Origin of the sequence: Litorisediminicola beolgyonensis, assembly GCF_042679605.1 — a bacterium.
GTDB lineage: Bacteria > Pseudomonadota > Alphaproteobacteria > Rhodobacterales > Rhodobacteraceae > Litorisediminicola > Litorisediminicola beolgyonensis.
Map to the genome: position 1 here is coordinate 1 of NZ_JBHTMU010000035.1, position 18,056 is coordinate 18,056.

The window sequence follows — 18,056 nt, forward strand, 5'->3', positions numbered from 1 at the left end:
AGGTGCCCCAAGGTCTTCCTCTCGGCCATCGCTCTCGCCGCTATCGTCATCTACTGGCTATGAGTCCTGAGCCTAGGGACCGCCCAGCGACGGCCGTAAAAGATCTCCTTCAGAGTTCAGTCTCGCCACGATCGGCATTGGTCAAGATCGAGCCGCAGCTTTGCGTTTGGTTCTTGATCGAAAAACTCATCCAGCAGGCGAATGATCGCGGGTAGAGGATCATGTGTCTCGATCCGTATCCGGCGCGATGTGCGCTGCTTGTCGCCGGTCCCTCTGGTGATCGTTTGAACATCCAGTTTCTTGACTACTGCGAGATCGTAAATCGAGGCCCGTTTGTCGGTGAGGTCGAGGCTCCCGTCTTCGTTGAAATCGACGAACTTGGCGATGTTCGAGGTGGCTCGCGCGACCGGCAGGTTGAACAGAAGGTCGTGACTGATTTCCAGACGCTCGGAGCGTTCAGTGCGGATTTGGCGGATTCTGTTCTGAACCTCATCATTCTTCAACAAGCGCGATCCCTGAGAGTAAGCGGACCTTTGCGAATATCCTGCGTCTACTGCTGCCCTCGTGGCGTTACCGTGAAGGGCGTAAGCAACGCAAAACGCTTCTCTTTTCGGTTCAGTCAACATGCCGCCTCGGGTCTGATTTCTCTTGGAAAGATCTTGACCGAACCGCATGCCCAGCGCAACTCTTGCGAGAAACGCTTTCTGGAAGCGTGATGAAGTTGGCTCGCTTCGTTTACTTTTGGGTTTTGCGTTCACGAGCGTGGTGCCAACCGCCAGTGCTCGAGGCTCTAAAACGAAGCGGTCCCATTTCGTCGAGGCTAGACAGGCGTTTGAAGAGACCGCCATCCGCGCCGCGCAGCACACGGCCTGCGTAGAAAACCAAAGCCTTGGCTGACCTGAACTGATCATCCATCTCAAGTTCGCCGAGCCGGACGGCTTCTACGCCAGTCTGATCGAGCGTCGAAGCGAACGCCAAGACTGCGGCCCGAAGCGCGTGCTGCCGCTCGGCTTAGCGCGCCGACAGCGATGCGTCTCTGCGGGTATGTTTTGAATCGAAGAGGCTGCTCGACGTTCGATCTGGCGCAGAGTTGGCGACACAGGACCACATTGGGTCGCTGCTAGCTGCGCCAGGTCATTCGAGCCTCTTAGATTGGCTTTCTGCAGCGCCTTTTGACACAGAGTTTATCACCGTCGGATCCTGTGTCACAGATAGTGACAATGAACCACCTATGGGTATTTAATAATTAATTTAAAATCAGTCTATTACGAAAATTCTTGGAAAATATCGGCCTGAACCGAAACTGCTAAAATGTTAGCAAATGTCATCACCCCTGCGCTTGGCGTTCCGCATGCCAGCGTCCCTCGTGGATGACGCAGATCGCTCCGGCTTCGTGATTGACGGGGGACCGACGGACCTTGCAAGCGCACCGGCATTTTAGGCGTGTTTCTCGGACATCTATTTATCGACTGGAGATTTCCATGACCTGTCCGCTTCGCGCCGGCCTTCTGGCGCTCTGCACACTCATGTCCTGGCCCTTGGCCGCACCCTCCCGTGCAGTTCGCCGCTCCGCCGGGCCAGCAGCTGAGCTGCGACCAGCTTTCGGCGCTCAAGGTCCCCACCCTGATCCTAGCGTGAGGCGAGATCTATCCCCGCTACACCCTGATGGCCGAGGCCCTGGCCGAGTGCCTCCACAAAGCCGAGCTCCGCACTTTCGACGGCTTCGGCCACTACGGCTCCTACAGCGCACCCGGCCACATGGTCGGCGCGCTAGTGTCGTTCATAGAGGGGTAGGAGTGGTGAAAAGGGGTCGGGTCGTCTGCACAAATGGCTACAAGATTATAATACGAAAGGAAAAAAATTGATTTACTATTGTTGGCGTCCACTGCCTTCCGTGTACACGGCGAACGTATCACGCACAACGCGATCCCAGCTGAAGTGCCACTCTGCTGCAGAAACGGACCGGCTTACGAATTCCTCTCGCGTTACTTTGCTCCAGTTCGAAATCTCAACAAGCTTTGCTGCCCAATGTTCTGCGTCTCCTGCGGGAAGTAAAAAACCAGTCTCTTTGTCGAGCACAGCATCTCGCAATCCCCCGACATCAGCGCTGACGACAACGCCGCCGGATGCAGCTGCTTCCGGGGCGACCAACCCAAAACCTTCGAAATGCCCAGAACCGAGATCCCGATTAGGTATGATCACGGAGAGCGCGTCTCTGTAAGCTTGAAAAAGCTCCTTTGGAGCGAGATTGCCTCGGTACTCGACCCGAGGATCTTCGAGAGCGGCTGCTTCGGTCGCATCCCAGACCGGCCCTGCAACATCTAGTCCAATTTCGGACGGAAGAAGTGGAAGGACCTCTGACACGAACCAGGAGAGCCCTTTCTGATGTAGTAATCGCCCCGCAAACAGTAGCCTTTTGGACGGCGGTGAGTGCTCGAGTCTGGGGGGGCGATCGGCCGCGAGAGGTACAATGCGCGCAACTTCGAAGCCAAGGTTCTCAAGAGCGGTCGCGGTGGCACTCGAATTGGCAATGATGCGCGCGCTCGGGATAAGGTGCCGGAAGAGTGCGAGATAGAGTTTGTACACTCTGTTCTTCAATTGATCACGTAGTGCGTAGCTTATGTCTGTACCATGCGCAGAAACGACAATGACCCCATTTCTATTCCACAATGCGTAGGGCAGCGCCAAAGGCCAACTGGCCATATCTCCAACATGTAGTATGTCGGAACTCTTTCGAACGAACAGAAATGACAGAAACGTTCGAATGCCAAAGAATGCGAGCTCGATCTTGGACGGCGTCGTCCCATCCGCTCGCCCGGGAAGAGCGACTAGATCAAGATGGCAGAATCTTGGTAGACGCTCAGCAAGACGTTGACTGTATCGCTCCATCCCACCAACCGCTGGCGGCCATTTGCGTGTGACGAATCTAGCAAACGGTTTCGGATGAACCATCGGTGTTTCTCAAGTGCTCCGTACGTTAGTCCGTACCTTTATGCCGTATACTGGTTACACATCTACGCCAAGTGCAACGAATTAATAGTTGATTGTGGGTTTTTTTAAGTTCTCATGCTAAATGAAGAACTGTGCAAGGTTTGCTTTTGGTTTGCGACTTTGGTTGCGCGGCCGTGGATGTTCTACCAAAGCGCTTCGTAGTTTGCCTTTGGCTTCAGAGTGCGGCATGTTCTCAATCGCGGGAGAGTAACTCTTTGGGGACAGAGCAGCTCTTTCGCCTCGCCTCGTTCATGGAGACTGGCACGGGGTCGGTACGCTGACGTAAGAAAAACACACTCACCACGCCTTATTTCGAAATTTTCCGACCTTGGTCCTGTAAGCTGAGATCAATTGACCGACTTGAAACGCAACGTTGGGTGGCCAGATGATGGGTCTTGAAAATTTTGGCGCGATAAACTTCAATCATGCTTCAGAAATTCACCGTCACACTCTAGATCGACAACATGGACCTGAGTTTTTGAAAAATCAAAAAAATAATCCATTGCCAATCATATTTATCAACCTCGACAATGACGTAGAACGTCGAGAGGTGATGGAAAGAGGATTTCAGCGCCAAGGCATAAAGTACGAACGATTTTCGGCGGTGCCTGGCTCATCCCTTTCTCAGAAGGATCTAGAAAGAATATGTCCTAACCGGCGCCTTTGGTGGCGCTCTGCGCCCTTATCTTTAGGAGAAATCGGTTGCTTTCTAAGCCATAAAAAAACTTTGCAACGAATATCGGAAGGCCCTCACCCTGTTGTGTGCGTGCTAGAAGATGATGTTATACTAAACGAAGAGCTATTTGAAGTGATTGAAACCGTTCAAGTTCCACCTAGAATTGGAATCATTAAACTGGAGGGCTCTACCGGAGCGGTTCCTCGGCTTAGTGTTCGAGTTGCATCGGTTGGTAGGTGGAGCATAGAAGTATTTGGTCTTCCGAAATGGCGGTCCGCGGGATACATTGTAACGAGGCTGGCGGCAAAAACACTAGTAAGTAAGCTCGATAATATATACGGGCCGGTAGATCAGGTGCTTTTCGAGCCTTGGAAAACCGGCGTTATTGTGGCTGAAATTAGGCCCTTCCCTACCAAGCAAGTAGGTCGCGATAGCTCAATCGATCGAGAATTAGATGGGGGGAGAAGGCTCGATGCGAGGCAGTTTATTCTATTACTTATTCGGTGGTTTATAGGTCATCTATGGATGATGAGACATTTTTCGCGTTTTCGAAAAGTTGGCGGATCGTGAGCTTGGCCAGTGGAGAAAATTGGGGTATTTACTTTTCGTGAATTAATTGGGTCGAGGGTGGCGGGTAGGGGTAAAGAGAAAATAACTTGAAGCACTCGTCTTTTTATTTGATATTTTTGTATCCGCGAATTTCCATAACTCTAAGCAGCAGTGGGTAAATATAGGTTGGCGCGCGGATACATAGTTGGGTAAACCAGTGAAAAGCATTTGCGCCACGTTCATTGGCCAAATAGGTTTCCGCAAGTATTCCTGCAGCGCGCCGTCTTTGCCATTTTTCACTATTTTGAGGAGTAAGCCCGTCGATTAGTTTGTCGAAAGCTTGTCGAGCTATGCTAATGTCGGCGGGTGACTTGCGTCGACGACCGTAGAGCGTAGCGTGAAGAATATCGAAGCGTTCGCACATCTCGCTACCCGATTCGCGCAAAAGAATCTGCCGCGAGACCTCGTAGGCAATCTTGTCTTGCTCCCGCTTCTTGGTTGAAGAAATATTAACTGCATGCATACGATAGTCGACCAGCATATCGGATAACACCGCCACGCGACCGGCTTTTAGTAAGTCAGAAATCAGTGCGTAGTCCTGGGCGACATGATGGTCTTCGCGATAGAACACTGGTGAACCGTCAGGGTAACGTGCCCGGAATAAAAAGCTTGGATGAACCATGGGCATTCGAAATCTAGACACCCAACGCACTGAAAAATCATCCATGGGGTTCGGTCTCTGGTAACGCAATCTCCCTTCCCCGTCGATTGAACGGTAACTTGTCCCAACCAGCACATGATCTGGATGAGCATCCATGAAGGAAACTTGACGCGAGAAGCGTTCCGGATCACTGATGTCGTCGGAGTCCATGCGGGCGATGAGCGGCGCGCGCGCGATCTCGATCGCGCGGTTGGCGCTCGGATAGGGGCCAATGTTGTTCTCGTTACGTAAGATTACAACGCGACGGTCTTGCGCCGCATAGCTGGCGAGTATTTCCGGCGTTGCATCCTCTGAGGCATCGTCGACGATCAGGAACTCAAAGTCTCGGAGCGTCTGTCTCAGAATGCTGTCCACCGCCTCGCGTAGATATCGCTCGCCATTGTGGACAGACATGACGACGGAAACGCGGGGCCTCATTTCAATGTCTCGCTGATTACTTCATGATAAAAGGTTAAGTAGCTATCCGAAACCTTCGACCATGCGTACCGTTGAGCTGTTTTCTGACCTTGGTCAGCTAAGCGCTGTCGACGTTTTGGATCTATCAAAAGAGATATAATCGCGTCTGCGAAGGCGCTTTCGTCTCCCTGCGGGACGAGTAGGCTATTTTCACCTGAGCGCATAAAACTTCTTAATCCACCGATGTCACTGGCAATAGTCGCAGTGCCAGCGGCCATGGCTTCGAGGGCGACCAAGCCGAACGCCTCATTATGGGTTGGAAATACGAATAGATCAGAGCAGCGGTATAGGTCAATCAGTGCAGATGGCGGCGCCAAAGATGGATCATGCAGGTCCTTCGATATCGCTGGTAAAAGTCGGACTTGCTCCGAAAGACCCTCGTTATGAAACTGTTGCTTCAGGCCTTCCACGTTTTGTCCAACGATTATCCAAACGATCTTTAGATTGGTGCGACTAAGAGCCTTCAAAATCCAAACTATATGATGAAGTCCTTTTGTTCGTACGTTCCTTGCGGCTGTAAGCAGCAGGAACGTATCTTCTGAAACTGACAGGGATTTACGTATGGCGAAAACATCAGTTTTCCGAGCAGTAATTCCTTCGAAGCTAATTCCGTTTGGAATGCATCTTATGTTTTTTGCATCTAAGTCATGTAAAACATCGCATATGTCTGGCGATACTCCAGTGGTCCAGCATGGCCTCTTTAACATGTCGCGAACGCGGGTATCGTGCTTGTGAAATTGGCGGAATCCGTAAGAGGCCTCTTCGTCCACGTTCACGTCAGCGCCGTGGGCCGTCATGACTAGCGGGACACCAAGTGGACGCAGTACGCTTTCGGCCATCCATCCGGTGGGGTATAGCCAGTGAGCGTGCCAGATATCGAAGCGATGTCGAAGCTGATGAAACGCCACGGCGGCTGCAACGGGCCACCGAGATCCAACATCGAGAAACGCCTGGCTTCCTCCCGACGGGCGCGGCGGCAGGGCAATTACGGGATAATCTGGCGAAACTTTCCGCAAGGCCGAAGCTTGTTTCCAGCGTGTAACAAGGGTCACGTCATGCCCGGCTAAAGCCTGCGACCTGATCAGGCTATCTACGACCATTTCCATTCCGCCAACTGTCGCGGGGAACGCAGTGAAGCACAAATGTGCAATACGCAAGCGTTGCAAATTTTACCCTTCGGTGGACAGCCAGTGAGAGAGGTCTCGATCCAGCCGACGTGAAAGCTTCTCAATTTCTGGCGTGTAATGGTTTACTAGGCGTCTGCGCGTTTCTGCATGCATCGGAGGGTTTTTTGACGTTTTAGTATTGTAGCGCCCTAGAAACGTTCTCACGCCCACTCGAGATTTTTTTGAGAAAATCGGTTTGGTGAAATTCCCGATCCACGCAGGTGGATAGTTGGCGATTGTGTTTAGCCACCGGATCCTTACGGTCTTAGCTTCGTTTTTTTTGGACAAATCAAATTTATAAACTGGGGCAACTTTAATTTCAAGCCAATTGCATATATTGACGATCTGCTCTATAGGGTTTTCTTTGAGGTCATCCAAGAGAACAACACGAACTCGCTCTTTGCCAAGGCAAAATTCGAATCGCTTAATATTTTCATCAAATGAGAATATTTTTGAATAAAGAAAGTTTTGAGAATAAGCAAAGCGATTGACTTCTGCGTTTGTAGTACGACCGCTCTCCGCATCGAGAGACTCCTCGAAGCTGTTTGGTTGCTCAGCTCCGTTAAATACCAGCTGGTGGTACATAGAATATGTAGCTTCTACAGGATTACGAACCATTATGACTGCGCGGGCTTCTGGAGCTGCTTCCGCAATTTCCGCCGCAGCTCGTTTAGCAGAGAAGTAGTGAGTGCTAGCGTCGAAAGCTACAGTCTCTTCTTTCCATTCTTTATAAAGATCTAGGTAGCTTTCTAATGATATTCTAGGGCGAGCTGCATTTAGATCTGAGCCAAAAAAAGCTGGTTCTTTTATGAGTGGCGCAAATATATCCGGATGTTGTCCGAGATAGTATGCGAGCGATGTGGTTCCGCATTTCGGAGCGCCTGGGATAAAAAGGTTTGGATATTTCATGTGTGTCTCGTCCGCTTAAGTACTAAACTTAGCATGCTGGGATCCAGCCCAAGCTTGCGTCTCACAATCGCCAGCATTCCGAGGTTCCACACAACAATCCCTCCGCTCATTGCGATAGCTGCGCCGACTACTCCGTGACCGGATATGAAGAGCCATCCGAGGACACAATTCACCGCCAGTGCACCTACCTGGGGTAGGATCGTCAGGGAAGCTTTGCCGGTCATAGTTAGGAGCATACCAACCGGACCACATGCCGAGTTGATAATTTGCGCTCCAGAAACCCACCATAAAGCGGTTGAATTTGCGGAAAACGGCTTGCCGAATAAACCCAGAATGAACTCTCCAGAGGCAGTGATAAAGACAGCAGTGGCTACAGCGAAAGTCGTTGTGATAAAAGTAAATTTTCGAGTTACAGCTGTGAGCCTTTCCTTCTCGCCTTTGACCCAAAGTTCGCTTACGCGCGGCGCGTATCGAACGCCAGCAGCTTGAACGCCAAGTATGATAAGAGGCGTAATACGGGCAATCGGCTGGAAAAGACCTGTTTCTTCCGGTCCAGCCCACCAAGCCAGCATGAGTGTGTTGATTTCACTGAGCAGGAGCGCAAGCAGCGAACCCGCGAAAAATGGCGCTGCCTGACTCGCGACTTTACAGATACGAGGATGTATGATTTTTTCTGTTTCTTTAAAATGCATCGCTACTCTGAGAGCAAAGAATGTGGCGATGAGCGCAACCGCGGTACCCATAATCGTTGCGGCTAGATAGTCTTTTTTGCCCACCGTATGCCCGGTGACCCAGGCGAAACCAAGAATTCCGACCATGATTGTCGGTCGCAAAATTTGGAAGGGAACTTGTGCAGATACCACTGAGCCAAGTCCGCGCAATATTCCCTGATTCTGTAAAGTGAGCGCTATCAATGCAAAGATTGGTATTGTAAATAGAATTAGGTCGCCGAACTCATGTTCGGTCATCGAGATAAGCGGGGACATTATGATCAAGATAGTGGACCCCAAAGCCAAGACTGAGATGAGTGACAATCGAATAGTGAAAATGAAGCCACGTAGCTTTGCGATATCTTTTAAGGCACAAAATCGAGCGACTTCGCGAACGGCGAGGGGCTCCGTTCCCATGAGGGAGAGTGTCGCGAAGATCATTGAAACGGAAAGTATATAAGCAACCGTTCCGTAGCCCTCCGGGCCTAACATCTGCGCAGTCAGAATAGCCTGTAGGGTCGCCACGCCGATACTTAGGATACGGATCACGAAGCTGATTGAGGCGCCGCGAGCAATTGGGCCTGAGAGAAACGATTGGAGGAAAACTATCGGCATGCGTAGCCGTTTTGCATATTTTTGTAGCTAGCCAGTGGCGCAGTGCGCTGCCGATTCAAGGTCAAGAGACTATATTTTAGAGTTATCGCTTGGAGCGGGCTTAATCTGTGAAGTAAGGACCGAAGGTACGGTATTAATACCGTAGCGAGATAGGTAGTCTGTTGCAGTGGCGCTTCGACGGGTTCGGCCGAATTGCGCTTGATGGAGCATTCAAGTGAGCAGTTTTTGTTCATCGCGGCTCAGGCCCAATCTTCACAGCACCGCGGCCGAGAAGTTGGCGCGCGCGCGTATCCTGCAGGATCCGGCGGTTGGCTGCGAGCAACTCGGCCAGCATGCCTCCGACGAGAAGCATCGTCGAGACGACGAGCAACGCTCCTCCCAAGACCAGCGACTGCACCATGCCATTGCCCTCGCCAGCCGCATAGGCGATCAGGAAGCGGACGATGGCGACCAACGCAGGCAGGCCAGTGAACAGGGCGAGCCACAACATGATCTTGAAGGGACGATAGAGAAACGAGACCCTGAGGATCGTGGCGGCGGACTTCAGGATGTAGATTGTCGAATTTCGCATCAGGCGCGACGGCCGGATCGGCGGATTGACCTCGATGGGGACCGTGGTGACGGCAATCCCGGCTTGTCCGGCCTGGATCAGGGTTTCCAAGGTATAGGTGTACCCGTTGAAGACGAAGAGGTGGGACGCGGCCTTCCTAGTGATTGCTCGAAACCCGCTTGGCGCATCTTCTACCAACACTCCGCTGACCTTCCGAACGACTGTGCTTCCCAGGCCTTGCAGGACCTTCTTGGCAGGCGAGAAATGTTCGATCTGGCGGATGGGGCGCACCCCAACAACAAGGTCCGCCTTCCCTTCGAGAATGGGCTTGGTCAGGGCGGGGATGCATTCGGCCTTGTACTGCGCGTCGGCGTCGTAGTTCAGAATGACATCGGCGCCTCGCTCGATGCACTCCTCAAGCCCGCGGATATATGTGTACGCGAGCCCCATATTGACCGGGTTGCGCAGCACGTAGTCGGCGCCCGCAGCCTCAGCACGCTCTGCCGTGTCATCGGTCGATCCGTCGTCGATAACGAGAACATTCACCTTCGAGAATCCGTCGATATTTCGAGGGATAGAGCGCACGACATCGGCAATGAACTCGGCCTCGTTCAAACAAGGGATGTGAACAAATAACTTCATGAGATATCTGGGATATTTTCATTGCCAGAGCCAAGGGATGGCACCGCGCGGAAGATCAGGACATGGCCAAAGGTAGGCCGTCGAAAACAACAGACGTGCAAAATCATTCCTCAACGAAAGGCGTCTCGCCACATTAGCGACATTTGTAGAGACATTTGGACGATGCCAAAGTTTTTTTGTGACGTTGACCGTGGCGGAGACTACTGAAGGTGATGTGTGTCGCCTTCTCGCCACCGACCGGAACCTCTCGAAGAGCGACGTCGGCTCTCATGTTTGAAGTAAGCCTCGGTGATCGGCTCTACTAATTCCGGAGGCTTGACGTGCGCGATCTTCGTGGCTCTGCTGCGCCCCTCGAGACGGATCGAGGATGCAGGGCACGTCGTTGCGACATCAATGCAAAGGATGAGAAAGTCTGGTATCGGTCCGACGTTCTCGAACAGGGCAACTTTTAATGAGTATTCGTAAAGCCGTTTTGAAAGGTCATTGATGGAACAGATAGTCTTGACGCACCGCAAATCCGTCGGAGCACGCCATGCTGTCGATCCTTATACGATTGCATTCCTGATCTTCACGAGTTTGTTCTGGAGCGTCGTCTGGTTGATGATGCCCCCCAGCCTCTACACACTCGATGAGCTGATCCTGATCGGTGGTCTTGTCGGTCTCTCCGACGGACATCTACTTAGTGTGCCGAATGGAAAAGAGCTGTTCGACAGCCCTGACCTGTCGTTGATTATGCTGCGTGACGGACCGCAAGGATACGCACAGCAATACCCGAGCGGTTACAGCTTCATCGCCTATCCGTTCTGGCTCCTAGGTGGGATAAAGGGATTGTTCGCCCTCAACCTTTTGAGCGCACTAGGTATCGTTTTCACGACCTATGGCATCGCGAAACATCTGACAGATGTCGTGACCGCTCGGCTAGCGATCATTCTGCTTGTCGGATGCACCTTCCTCGTCGACTATTCATCCGCCGTTTGGCCGCACGCTCTTGCGACACTCTTCGCGGTTCTGGCGATTTTCGCCACGGTGCGCGCACAGGCATCCGAGGAGCATCTCCGCACAGCATGTGCCTGGGCACTGGCGGCTGGTCTGAGTGTCGGCGTCGGTATCAATATCCGATTGGATGCGCTTCTAGTGGTTCCAGGCCTGGCGATATGGATTGCATTTTTTGCCCGCCGACCACTGCTGCTGCTGTCCTGTGCCATGATCGGGCTGTTCCCCGGTGTTTTTACAAGTGCGCTCCTCAATCATGAAAAATTTGGCACGTGGAACCCACTGAGTTACGGCGTATCCAATGCTGGCGGTGGAGCGACTGTCGGCACGTATCTCCCTCTGAGCCTTGTTATTTTGGCCTCGTTTGCAGTGGTTCTGTTGTGGCGGCATGTCCCAAAGAACTTCCGCAAAGGTCTTATCCTGCTCTTAGCAGGGCTCTCGGTTGCAGGGGTCGTACTAAGTCCTGAACTTGGAAAGATCCCCAAAGCAATTCTTCGGGGTCTGTATTACTTGGGTTTTGATCTGGCGGCCCATCCCGAAGTCAACGTGCGTCCCGGAGTGGTAAGCGCAGGTGAGGCGAGAGCGTATTTCTGGGGTGTCTACAAGCAGTCTCTTGCGCAGAATATGCCTTGGCTCGGGATATTGCCCCTTTGCGTCCTGTGGCGCACAGATGTTCACGGCACTCGTACATTGCTTCTATTGACGGTGGTAGGCGCTTCTCTTCCCTTTCTGTACAAGAACTGGCACGGCGGATTGTCTAATAATCTCAGGTATTTTCTGGTCACTCTCCCCGCGTTTTCGATTCTTGGGGCGCTTTCAATTCGGTCTCTGTTCTCGTTGAGACCTGCGAGGATCGGATTGATTTCGATAGCTCTCATCGCAGCGTCGGTCTTGTTTGCATCGTACGCATTCTCTGGGAAGCAGGAGACCTTAGGTTTAGTAATGCAGCCTCTGCCTGCCGTTTGGTTTGGTTTTCTTCTAACCGTAACGATACTTGCGCTTTGTCTGCGCACTCAATTGCTCCTAAGTGCAACCTGGGTGCTTCTCGTTCCAGCTCTGGCGATGGCCCTAGTCTCTTGTAATTTCTTTCAGCTGACAAACAGCGCCGTTCGGCGCGCAACCGCGGCTCAGGTTGCAAAAGTGCTCGATCCTCCCATGAACGACACAATTTTTCTGTCTGGATGGATAACCGGTCTGAGTTCGGCCTTCGAAAAAAAGCGGGTCTTGCTCAGTCACCCGCAATTGGGAGCGAAAGCCGATTTTGACTTCCTTTCGACCGCCATGGAGAAGAACTGGCGCGTGATCAGCTCTGATCCTGAGGTCATCGGGCACCTCAGCTTAAAGCATCCTGGACTCGCTGTTCGAGAAGTCGGTCGGGTGAGCGAGGCACTGATTTTCTGGGAGATGGAGATCCCGTAGCGACAGCGCCTCTTTGGCGACGAGGGTTGGATCCTGTCTGACCTTGGAAGGTAAATGGCGTCACCCTCGTACACGTGACGTGATGCCTATCGCCTTGGTTGCAAACTATGTGCGTCAGAGCACAACCAGAGGATCCGTGCCCCGGTCCTAAGCACTCACTTTACCGGGGCACGTCACGCGACAGGCGCGTGCGCCGCTGGGTGGGAGTTGAACTTACCCGCACGACGCTCCTGCGCATCTCGGTGGGGACCATGCCGCCAGATCGGATTGCTGCCGTTTTCGCACACTCACTTGCGAGCAGCTCCGACAAGAGCTCAGGCCTTCTGCTATGTACCGGTCTTCAAATACCACCGGCGATCTGGCCATTTGAACTCTCTGTCGCATCGCCCCCGATACGCAGGATCAGTATTGCCGTTTTGGTCGGCGTCAGTGCAGGGGCCGGTCGCTAATAAACCGTGAAATAATCGGAAGACCTATCGCGGGCTTGTGAGGTCGCCCGATCAGAGTTCGCCTGAAAGCCTCTTGAGACTCTCCGTCAGGGCGCTGCCATAGCGACGCATGATGCCGATCGGATACGACCGGTCCTCGAGCATTCGGACAACGGAGAAGTCTTCTTCTTCGGCAACCAGCCGCAAGACCTTGTCCCGGGCGCGACCCAGATCGCCGTTCATTGCGTGGAGCGCCACGAGATAGCGCAGCGGCGGACGGAAGCCGGGTCGCAATGCCGCAGAGCGCTCGCCCATGGTCAGGGCCGCGTCGGTCGTCCCTTTGACGGCGAAGACCAAGGCGACCTGAAAATCCGCCCAGAATTCGTACCGCGTGCGCTGCGCGAGGAATTGCGAACGCAGCGCCGAGCGCAATGCGGCATCCACCCGGCCGATGCACAATTCGGCATTGGAGAGGGCCCACCAGGCCAGCGGGTTCGCCGGATTGACCTCGACCGCCCGTCGCGCCAACTCGAACCCCGCGGCGTAATCCTTCTCGAAATTGACGCGCGCGTTGGCGACCGACGCCAAGACATCGCTGTTGGTTGGCGCCAGGGCCAGGGCTTCGCGACAACAGGCTTCGACGCGTTCGAGAAACGCTGCGTCCGCGGTCACGTGGCGCTCGACGAACTGGATGTTCAGGGCCTGTGCCAGCCATCCCATGATGACGCCCGAGCGTTCCAGGCTCAGCGCGGTTTCGAGTTTTCTGACCGCTGCCGAGGTCTTCGCGGGCTCGAAGCTGAACATGAGCGCCACCGCTTCGCCGACAAGATCGGACACGGTTTCGGAGCTCTCCGCTGCGCTACGATGACACCTTACGATATCTGCCAATTGCGCGCAGAGCGCGAGGGTGCCGGGGGCATCGGCAGCGGTGACCGGATCGCGTCCGGGACGCGTGCTGCCAGAGAACAGCATCAGTGCGCCCGGCAGCGATTCCAGAGTGATCCGAAGCACTGGCGGTCCGCTCTCAGGCAAGATCGCCTTGAGGCTGCAAAGTAGCGGATCGGGTTCAACCGAAAGCGCTTTGGCCATCCGCACACGGATGCCCGCGCATTCGCCGAGCATGAAACAGACTCGATCCTGCACCAGATGTTCGAGCGCAATCGCGTTCGGGTCGTGGTCGCTGCGACAGAGAACGGTGATCGTCCGATCCGTGGCGGTCATCCGCGGCTCGATCCGGGCGGGATCCGGCGCGACGCAGTTCACGCTTAATCTTTGCAATCTGAGCCAAGAGACAAAAGCGGGGTCGCGCACTTTGACGTCTTCAAGAAAAAGCGCCCCGCTGCCTTCCCCCGTGCGGTCGATGCGGACCTTCTTGGGATCCAGGCCGATTGACTGTCGGTCGGTCTGGAGAAGATCAGGAATCTCAGCCCAGCAGCGCCTCAGCTCGACAAGCGCCTGCCGCAGGCTCGCGGCGCGCTGTTCGGGACCGCGATCGCTCCAGAGCATATCTTGGAGCCAGGACCGCCGCCGCTGGAATGTCTCCGATGTCACAAGGAGCGCGACCAGCGCCCGCGCCTTGCTTCCGCGCGGGAGAAGATCATCGCCCGACGCGGAGATCGCGGCGAACGGCCCAAACAGCCGTACAGTCAGACAATCGAACAAATATGAAACACCCCCACGCGCCGAATGGCCCGGCACGCATCTCAGTCGAAGCCTCAGCAATTGCTGCATCCTATGGAAAAGGCGTGAAATCTCCAAATATTTTCGCGCCTAGCGTGAATTTTCCGCTAAAAATAATCGGCTTCGATTGACGTGGCGAAGCTCAATCCCGTGACATGATCCTTGCTGTGGATATTTCTGAGGGGGGATGGAATGAGCACGATGGCAGGAGGCGCAGGGGCTGGCGGAGCGGGCGCTGGCGGAGCCGGCGCAGGTGGCGCGGGAGCCGGTGGGGCTGGCGCAGGCGGGGCAGGAGCAGGTGGCGCGGGCGCCGGAGGTGCTGGCGCTGGTGGTGCAGGAGGCGGTCATGCGGGTGGTCGGTCTTCGCCGCTTCTCAATGTCGGGCTCACCGTCACTCATGACGCTCTCAGCGGATTTTGGGACGGCAAACAAGACACATCGGACCGAGCGCTCTTCAGTCGGATGCCAGCGCCGAACGATCTGACCGATCTCGACCCGTCGCGGCGCATGGACATGTTGTTGTGCGAGCTTGCAGGGGAGTTCAGCGTCGACGGATCGGCCTCGAACGCCAACGCCGGTGAATATGCTCCAGGAACTGCCACCCTGTCCTGCGGGCCTTATCCGATTGCGACCCTGACCGCTCCGGCGCCGACGACCCTTGAGCCGCAGCTGAAATGGGTTCGGAACTACGCCGATCTGCGCTTCGACCGGATCGCCGAGATCAATCTGCAGATCGACGACATGCTGTCGTTTTTCGGCGCGATCTCACAGCTTGATGCATCTGCACGCCGTCGGTCGATGGAGGTGATGATGGTCACGCTGAGGCTGGCCTACATGCTGGTGATGCGGATCAAGTCGCTGACTTGGGCGCCGCGCCCCATCGACATGTCCACCCGTGTGCAACCGATGATCCAGACCCCGGACCATTCAAGCTTTCCGGGCGGACAGGCGACCGAGGCGTTCGCATTGGCCACTGTCCTCACGCGCATGCGCGATCCATCGCGCAGTGCCATTGCGGGATTGGCCGCGCAGGATCAGGTCTTTCAGCTTGCGCATCGGATCGCGGTCAATCGCACCATCGCGGGCGTGCATTTCCCGCTCGACAACAGCGCAGGGGCTCGGCTCGGCTGCGCCATAGGTGAGGCGATCTGGGCGCTTCTGGCCCGAACGAATGTGTCTTTTCAGGTAAAAACGCCACTGCCCGGGGGAGATTTTATTCTGAGCGAGGTTGAGCTCGATGAATTTGCAAACCGCCCACAGGTGGCTGGTCGTCGCTTTGCCTGCGCCGAATACGCAGCGAAGCTCAGCAGCGAGTGGGGCCACTGATGACAGCGACCTGGACGCCCTGGAACGCGCTGATCTCCGCCGAGCCCAATCGCTATATCGACTGGAACGAGGCAACCGGAGGCATTCTTCCGTCACTGCGCTCGGGCGCGCTCGGCGACGCGCTGGTCCTGCCCGAAATTCCACAGACGACGGTCGTGCAGCTGCCTGGAATTCTCTCGGCCCGCTCGGGTAACGCCGACATGCAGCACCAGCAGGCGTTGGTCGAACTCATGGTTCAGTCCATGCTGGAGAACTTTGCGACGAAGCAGCATCTTCCCCCGGTGCCCGAGAGCAGCCTGGGGCCGGACGGAACCGCGAACCCGCTAGACAGCTTCATCTCCCACGTGACCAGCCATCTCGCCCTGCCGGGTATACTGATGCCCGATGCGACAGAGGCCCTGCCGCCCGAGCTTGAAATCGACGAGGACACGGTCATCACCGGCATAATCGACGTCGGCCTTCCGCTCGGCCATCGCCGCACGCGGCTCGACAGTGGCAAGACACGTGTTCTGGCCGCATGGCAGCAGACAGCGAGCCGGACCGATCTTAACGAAAGCGCCGGAACCGAAAAGCTGCGTCAATTCTACCTGCCCTTCGGCCGCGAGGTTCTGGCGGCCGAGATCGACGCAGCGCTCACCCACTTCTCCGGCGGAGATCCCAGGAACAATCCTCTCGATGAACCGGGCTTCAACGCCGCGCTGCGGCTCGTCGACTTCGAGACCCTCACCGGCCAGCGCGACCTCGCGCGCCGTGCAAGCCACGGTGCGCATGTGCTCGATACGGCGGTCGGCCGCGATCCTTCGGATCAGCATGCACACAAACATCGTATCATCGCTATCAACATGCCCGACCGAGGGCTGGTCGGTCACGGCGCCGAGTTCCTGGGTTATTTCGCCGCGCTCGGAATCATCCGCGTGGTGATGCTTGCGGATGCTCTCTGGCAACGGAACGCGACAAGGTATGGGTCATCGCACAGGACCGGCTACCCGATCGTGATCAACCTGTCCTTCGGCAAGGCCGCACCCACTCGTGGTGGTTACGACCTCATCCCCGACCTGATTTCCACGCTCAACGCCCGTCGCGGTCAAGACAATCGCCCGCCGGTTCTCCTGTCGGTGCCGGCGGGAAACGAGAACCTCCAGCAAGGCAATGTCCAGATTCGCCTCTCCGGTGGCTCCACGGAACAATTTACATTGCGCGTGCCGCCGTCGGATCAATCCGCCAGTTTCGTTGAGATCAGAACCCGTGAGGCGATGCCTCTAAACAGCGCTTTACCGCTCCTTGTAGAAATCGAACCGCCCGGGCATTACAAAAGCTCTGCCGATCTTCCGGGCGCCAGCGGCATGCAGCAGTCGCTGGTCGACACTCAAAGCACGGACCCAATCGCCCGCCTCTATTTCGACCGCTATCCCGAAACCTCGGCCTTTGGTGGGAAGGCACCGGCGCAGGAACGCCTGAGCTATCTTCTGGCGATAAAACAGACCGAGCTATTCGAGACCACTGCGCTTGCGCCTTCGGGAGACTGGCAGATCTCGGTGACCAATACCGGTCAAGCGCCTCTGGATATTCTTCTGACGGTACAGACCGACCAATCCGAGGAACCTCGCTCGCAGGTCAACAGACGCGCGAAATTCGCAACCGAGGACTACCATCGATACGACAGCACCGGTCGCGCCATCGACAGCTATGACTATCCGCTGGATGGCTCCACACCCACAGATACGGATGGGTCTGCTGTGCTGCAACGACATGGAACATTCAATGCTCTCGGTAGCCCTCTGGCCGCGGCCACCGGTCAAAGCGCTGTGTTTCTTGGCGCGGGCCATCGCCGTTCGGATGGGCGCATGATGCCCTATTCGGCGACCGGTTTTCGGGCGAACGCGCTCGGGGGCGGCGGAACCGAGCCTTGCGCGTCGGCTCCGATCCGCGACGGCGCGGCCCAGCCGGGGACTTTCTCGGCGGGCGCGCGGGACGGGTCTCGTGTGGCGATGGAGGGCACCAGTTTCGCCGCCGCGCAACTCTCGTGCCGGATCGCGGACATCTTCCTCAGCGCGCCACCGGGCCAGATACCCAACATCGCGCAGGTTCGGATGGCGCTCGACAGACAAGCGCGCTCGGACGACACCGCCCAATCCTTTCCGGGCCAGGTCATGCGCGCGAAAGCGGGGGCCGGGCGGCTTCACGACATTCCGCGTCCCGGTGTGTCACGGAGCTGACCGCGGAGG

Annotated in this window: 12 protein-coding genes; 4 read left to right on the forward strand and 8 right to left on the reverse strand. The window is 55.5% G+C overall.

Annotation, left to right across the window (positions count from 1 at the left end; all coding sequences use genetic code 11):
- Positions 1-116: 116 nt before the first annotated feature.
- Both ACFQ4E_RS16140 and ACFQ4E_RS16145 read right to left on the reverse strand, forming a co-directional pair.
- A complete protein-coding gene (locus ACFQ4E_RS16140; RefSeq protein WP_386805363.1) occupies positions 117-911 on the reverse strand; it encodes a terminase small subunit in 795 nt (264 codons plus the stop codon).
- Positions 912-1,869: 958 nt separating this feature from the next.
- Positions 1,870-2,952 (reverse strand): glycosyltransferase family 4 protein, encoded by a 1,083-nt coding sequence (locus ACFQ4E_RS16145; RefSeq protein WP_386805365.1) that lies wholly within the window; start codon positions 2,950-2,952, stop codon positions 1,870-1,872.
- A 424-nt stretch (positions 2,953-3,376) separates the two neighbouring features.
- On the opposite strand from ACFQ4E_RS16145, the gene ACFQ4E_RS16150 reads away from it, so the two are divergent.
- A complete protein-coding gene (locus ACFQ4E_RS16150) occupies positions 3,377-4,237 on the forward strand; it encodes a glycosyltransferase family 25 protein (RefSeq protein WP_386805367.1) in 861 nt (286 codons plus the stop codon).
- Positions 4,238-4,340: 103 nt separating this feature from the next.
- Here ACFQ4E_RS16150 and ACFQ4E_RS16155 read toward each other — a convergent pair whose 3' ends face one another.
- The 5 genes from ACFQ4E_RS16155 to ACFQ4E_RS16175 all read right to left on the reverse strand — a co-directional run bounded on the left by ACFQ4E_RS16155 (position 4,341) and on the right by ACFQ4E_RS16175 (position 9,985).
- Positions 4,341-5,354, reverse strand: a complete 1,014-nt coding sequence (locus ACFQ4E_RS16155) for a glycosyltransferase family 2 protein (protein WP_386805369.1) — start codon at positions 5,352-5,354, stop codon at positions 4,341-4,343.
- Positions 5,351-6,499 carry a glycosyltransferase family 4 protein gene (locus tag ACFQ4E_RS16160; protein WP_386805371.1) on the reverse strand — a complete coding sequence of 383 codons (1,149 nt, stop codon included), beginning with the start codon at positions 6,497-6,499 and terminating at the stop codon, positions 5,351-5,353. The genes ACFQ4E_RS16155 and ACFQ4E_RS16160 overlap by 4 nt, the downstream gene beginning before the upstream one ends.
- A 63-nt stretch (positions 6,500-6,562) precedes the next feature.
- Positions 6,563-7,468, reverse strand: coding sequence for a sulfotransferase (locus tag ACFQ4E_RS16165; protein WP_386805373.1), 906 nt, complete (start codon positions 7,466-7,468; stop codon positions 6,563-6,565).
- Positions 7,465-8,793 (reverse strand): oligosaccharide flippase family protein, encoded by a 1,329-nt coding sequence (locus ACFQ4E_RS16170; protein ID WP_386805375.1) that lies wholly within the window; start codon positions 8,791-8,793, stop codon positions 7,465-7,467. The genes ACFQ4E_RS16165 and ACFQ4E_RS16170 overlap by 4 nt, the downstream gene beginning before the upstream one ends.
- 229 nt (positions 8,794-9,022) lie before the next feature.
- Positions 9,023-9,985 (reverse strand): glycosyltransferase family 2 protein, encoded by a 963-nt coding sequence (locus ACFQ4E_RS16175; RefSeq protein WP_386805376.1) that lies wholly within the window; start codon positions 9,983-9,985, stop codon positions 9,023-9,025.
- Positions 9,986-10,471: 486 nt separating this feature from the next.
- On the opposite strand from ACFQ4E_RS16175, the gene ACFQ4E_RS16180 reads away from it, so the two are divergent.
- A complete protein-coding gene (locus ACFQ4E_RS16180; protein ID WP_386805378.1) occupies positions 10,472-12,397 on the forward strand; it encodes a glycosyltransferase family 39 protein in 1,926 nt (641 codons plus the stop codon).
- A 500-nt stretch (positions 12,398-12,897) separates the two neighbouring features.
- Here ACFQ4E_RS16180 and ACFQ4E_RS16185 read toward each other — a convergent pair whose 3' ends face one another.
- Positions 12,898-14,487, reverse strand: coding sequence for a hypothetical protein (locus ACFQ4E_RS16185; RefSeq protein ID WP_386805380.1), 1,590 nt, complete (start codon positions 14,485-14,487; stop codon positions 12,898-12,900).
- Positions 14,488-14,967: 480 nt separating this feature from the next.
- Between ACFQ4E_RS16185 and ACFQ4E_RS16190 the strand changes: the two genes are divergently transcribed.
- Positions 14,968-15,831, forward strand: a complete 864-nt coding sequence (locus ACFQ4E_RS16190; protein WP_386805382.1) for a phosphatase PAP2 family protein — start codon at positions 14,968-14,970, stop codon at positions 15,829-15,831.
- Positions 15,831-18,047, forward strand: coding sequence for a hypothetical protein (locus ACFQ4E_RS16195; RefSeq protein WP_386805384.1), 2,217 nt, complete (start codon positions 15,831-15,833; stop codon positions 18,045-18,047). Before ACFQ4E_RS16190 ends, ACFQ4E_RS16195 begins: the two co-directional genes overlap by 1 nt.
- Positions 18,048-18,056 lie beyond the last annotated feature (9 nt).

Excerpts from the sequence above, each read along its gene's own strand:
- ACFQ4E_RS16140 (WP_386805363.1), bottom strand. The coding sequence starts at position 911 with ATGATCAGTTCAGGTCAGCCAAGGCTTTGGTTTTCTACGCAGGCCGTG.
- ACFQ4E_RS16145 (WP_386805365.1), bottom strand. The coding sequence starts at position 2,952 with ATGGTTCATCCGAAACCGTTTGCTAGATTCGTCACACGCAAATGGCCG.
- ACFQ4E_RS16150 (WP_386805367.1), top strand. The coding sequence starts at position 3,377 with ATGATGGGTCTTGAAAATTTTGGCGCGATAAACTTCAATCATGCTTCA.
- ACFQ4E_RS16155 (WP_386805369.1), bottom strand. The coding sequence starts at position 5,354 with ATGAGGCCCCGCGTTTCCGTCGTCATGTCTGTCCACAATGGCGAGCGA.
- ACFQ4E_RS16160 (WP_386805371.1), bottom strand. The coding sequence starts at position 6,499 with ATGGAAATGGTCGTAGATAGCCTGATCAGGTCGCAGGCTTTAGCCGGG.
- ACFQ4E_RS16165 (WP_386805373.1), bottom strand. The coding sequence starts at position 7,468 with ATGAAATATCCAAACCTTTTTATCCCAGGCGCTCCGAAATGCGGAACC.
- ACFQ4E_RS16170 (WP_386805375.1), bottom strand. The coding sequence starts at position 8,793 with ATGCCGATAGTTTTCCTCCAATCGTTTCTCTCAGGCCCAATTGCTCGC.
- ACFQ4E_RS16175 (WP_386805376.1), bottom strand. The coding sequence starts at position 9,985 with ATGAAGTTATTTGTTCACATCCCTTGTTTGAACGAGGCCGAGTTCATT.
- ACFQ4E_RS16180 (WP_386805378.1), top strand. The coding sequence starts at position 10,472 with ATGGAACAGATAGTCTTGACGCACCGCAAATCCGTCGGAGCACGCCAT.
- ACFQ4E_RS16190 (WP_386805382.1), top strand. The coding sequence starts at position 14,968 with ATGCCAGCGCCGAACGATCTGACCGATCTCGACCCGTCGCGGCGCATG.
- ACFQ4E_RS16195 (WP_386805384.1), top strand. The coding sequence starts at position 15,831 with ATGACAGCGACCTGGACGCCCTGGAACGCGCTGATCTCCGCCGAGCCC.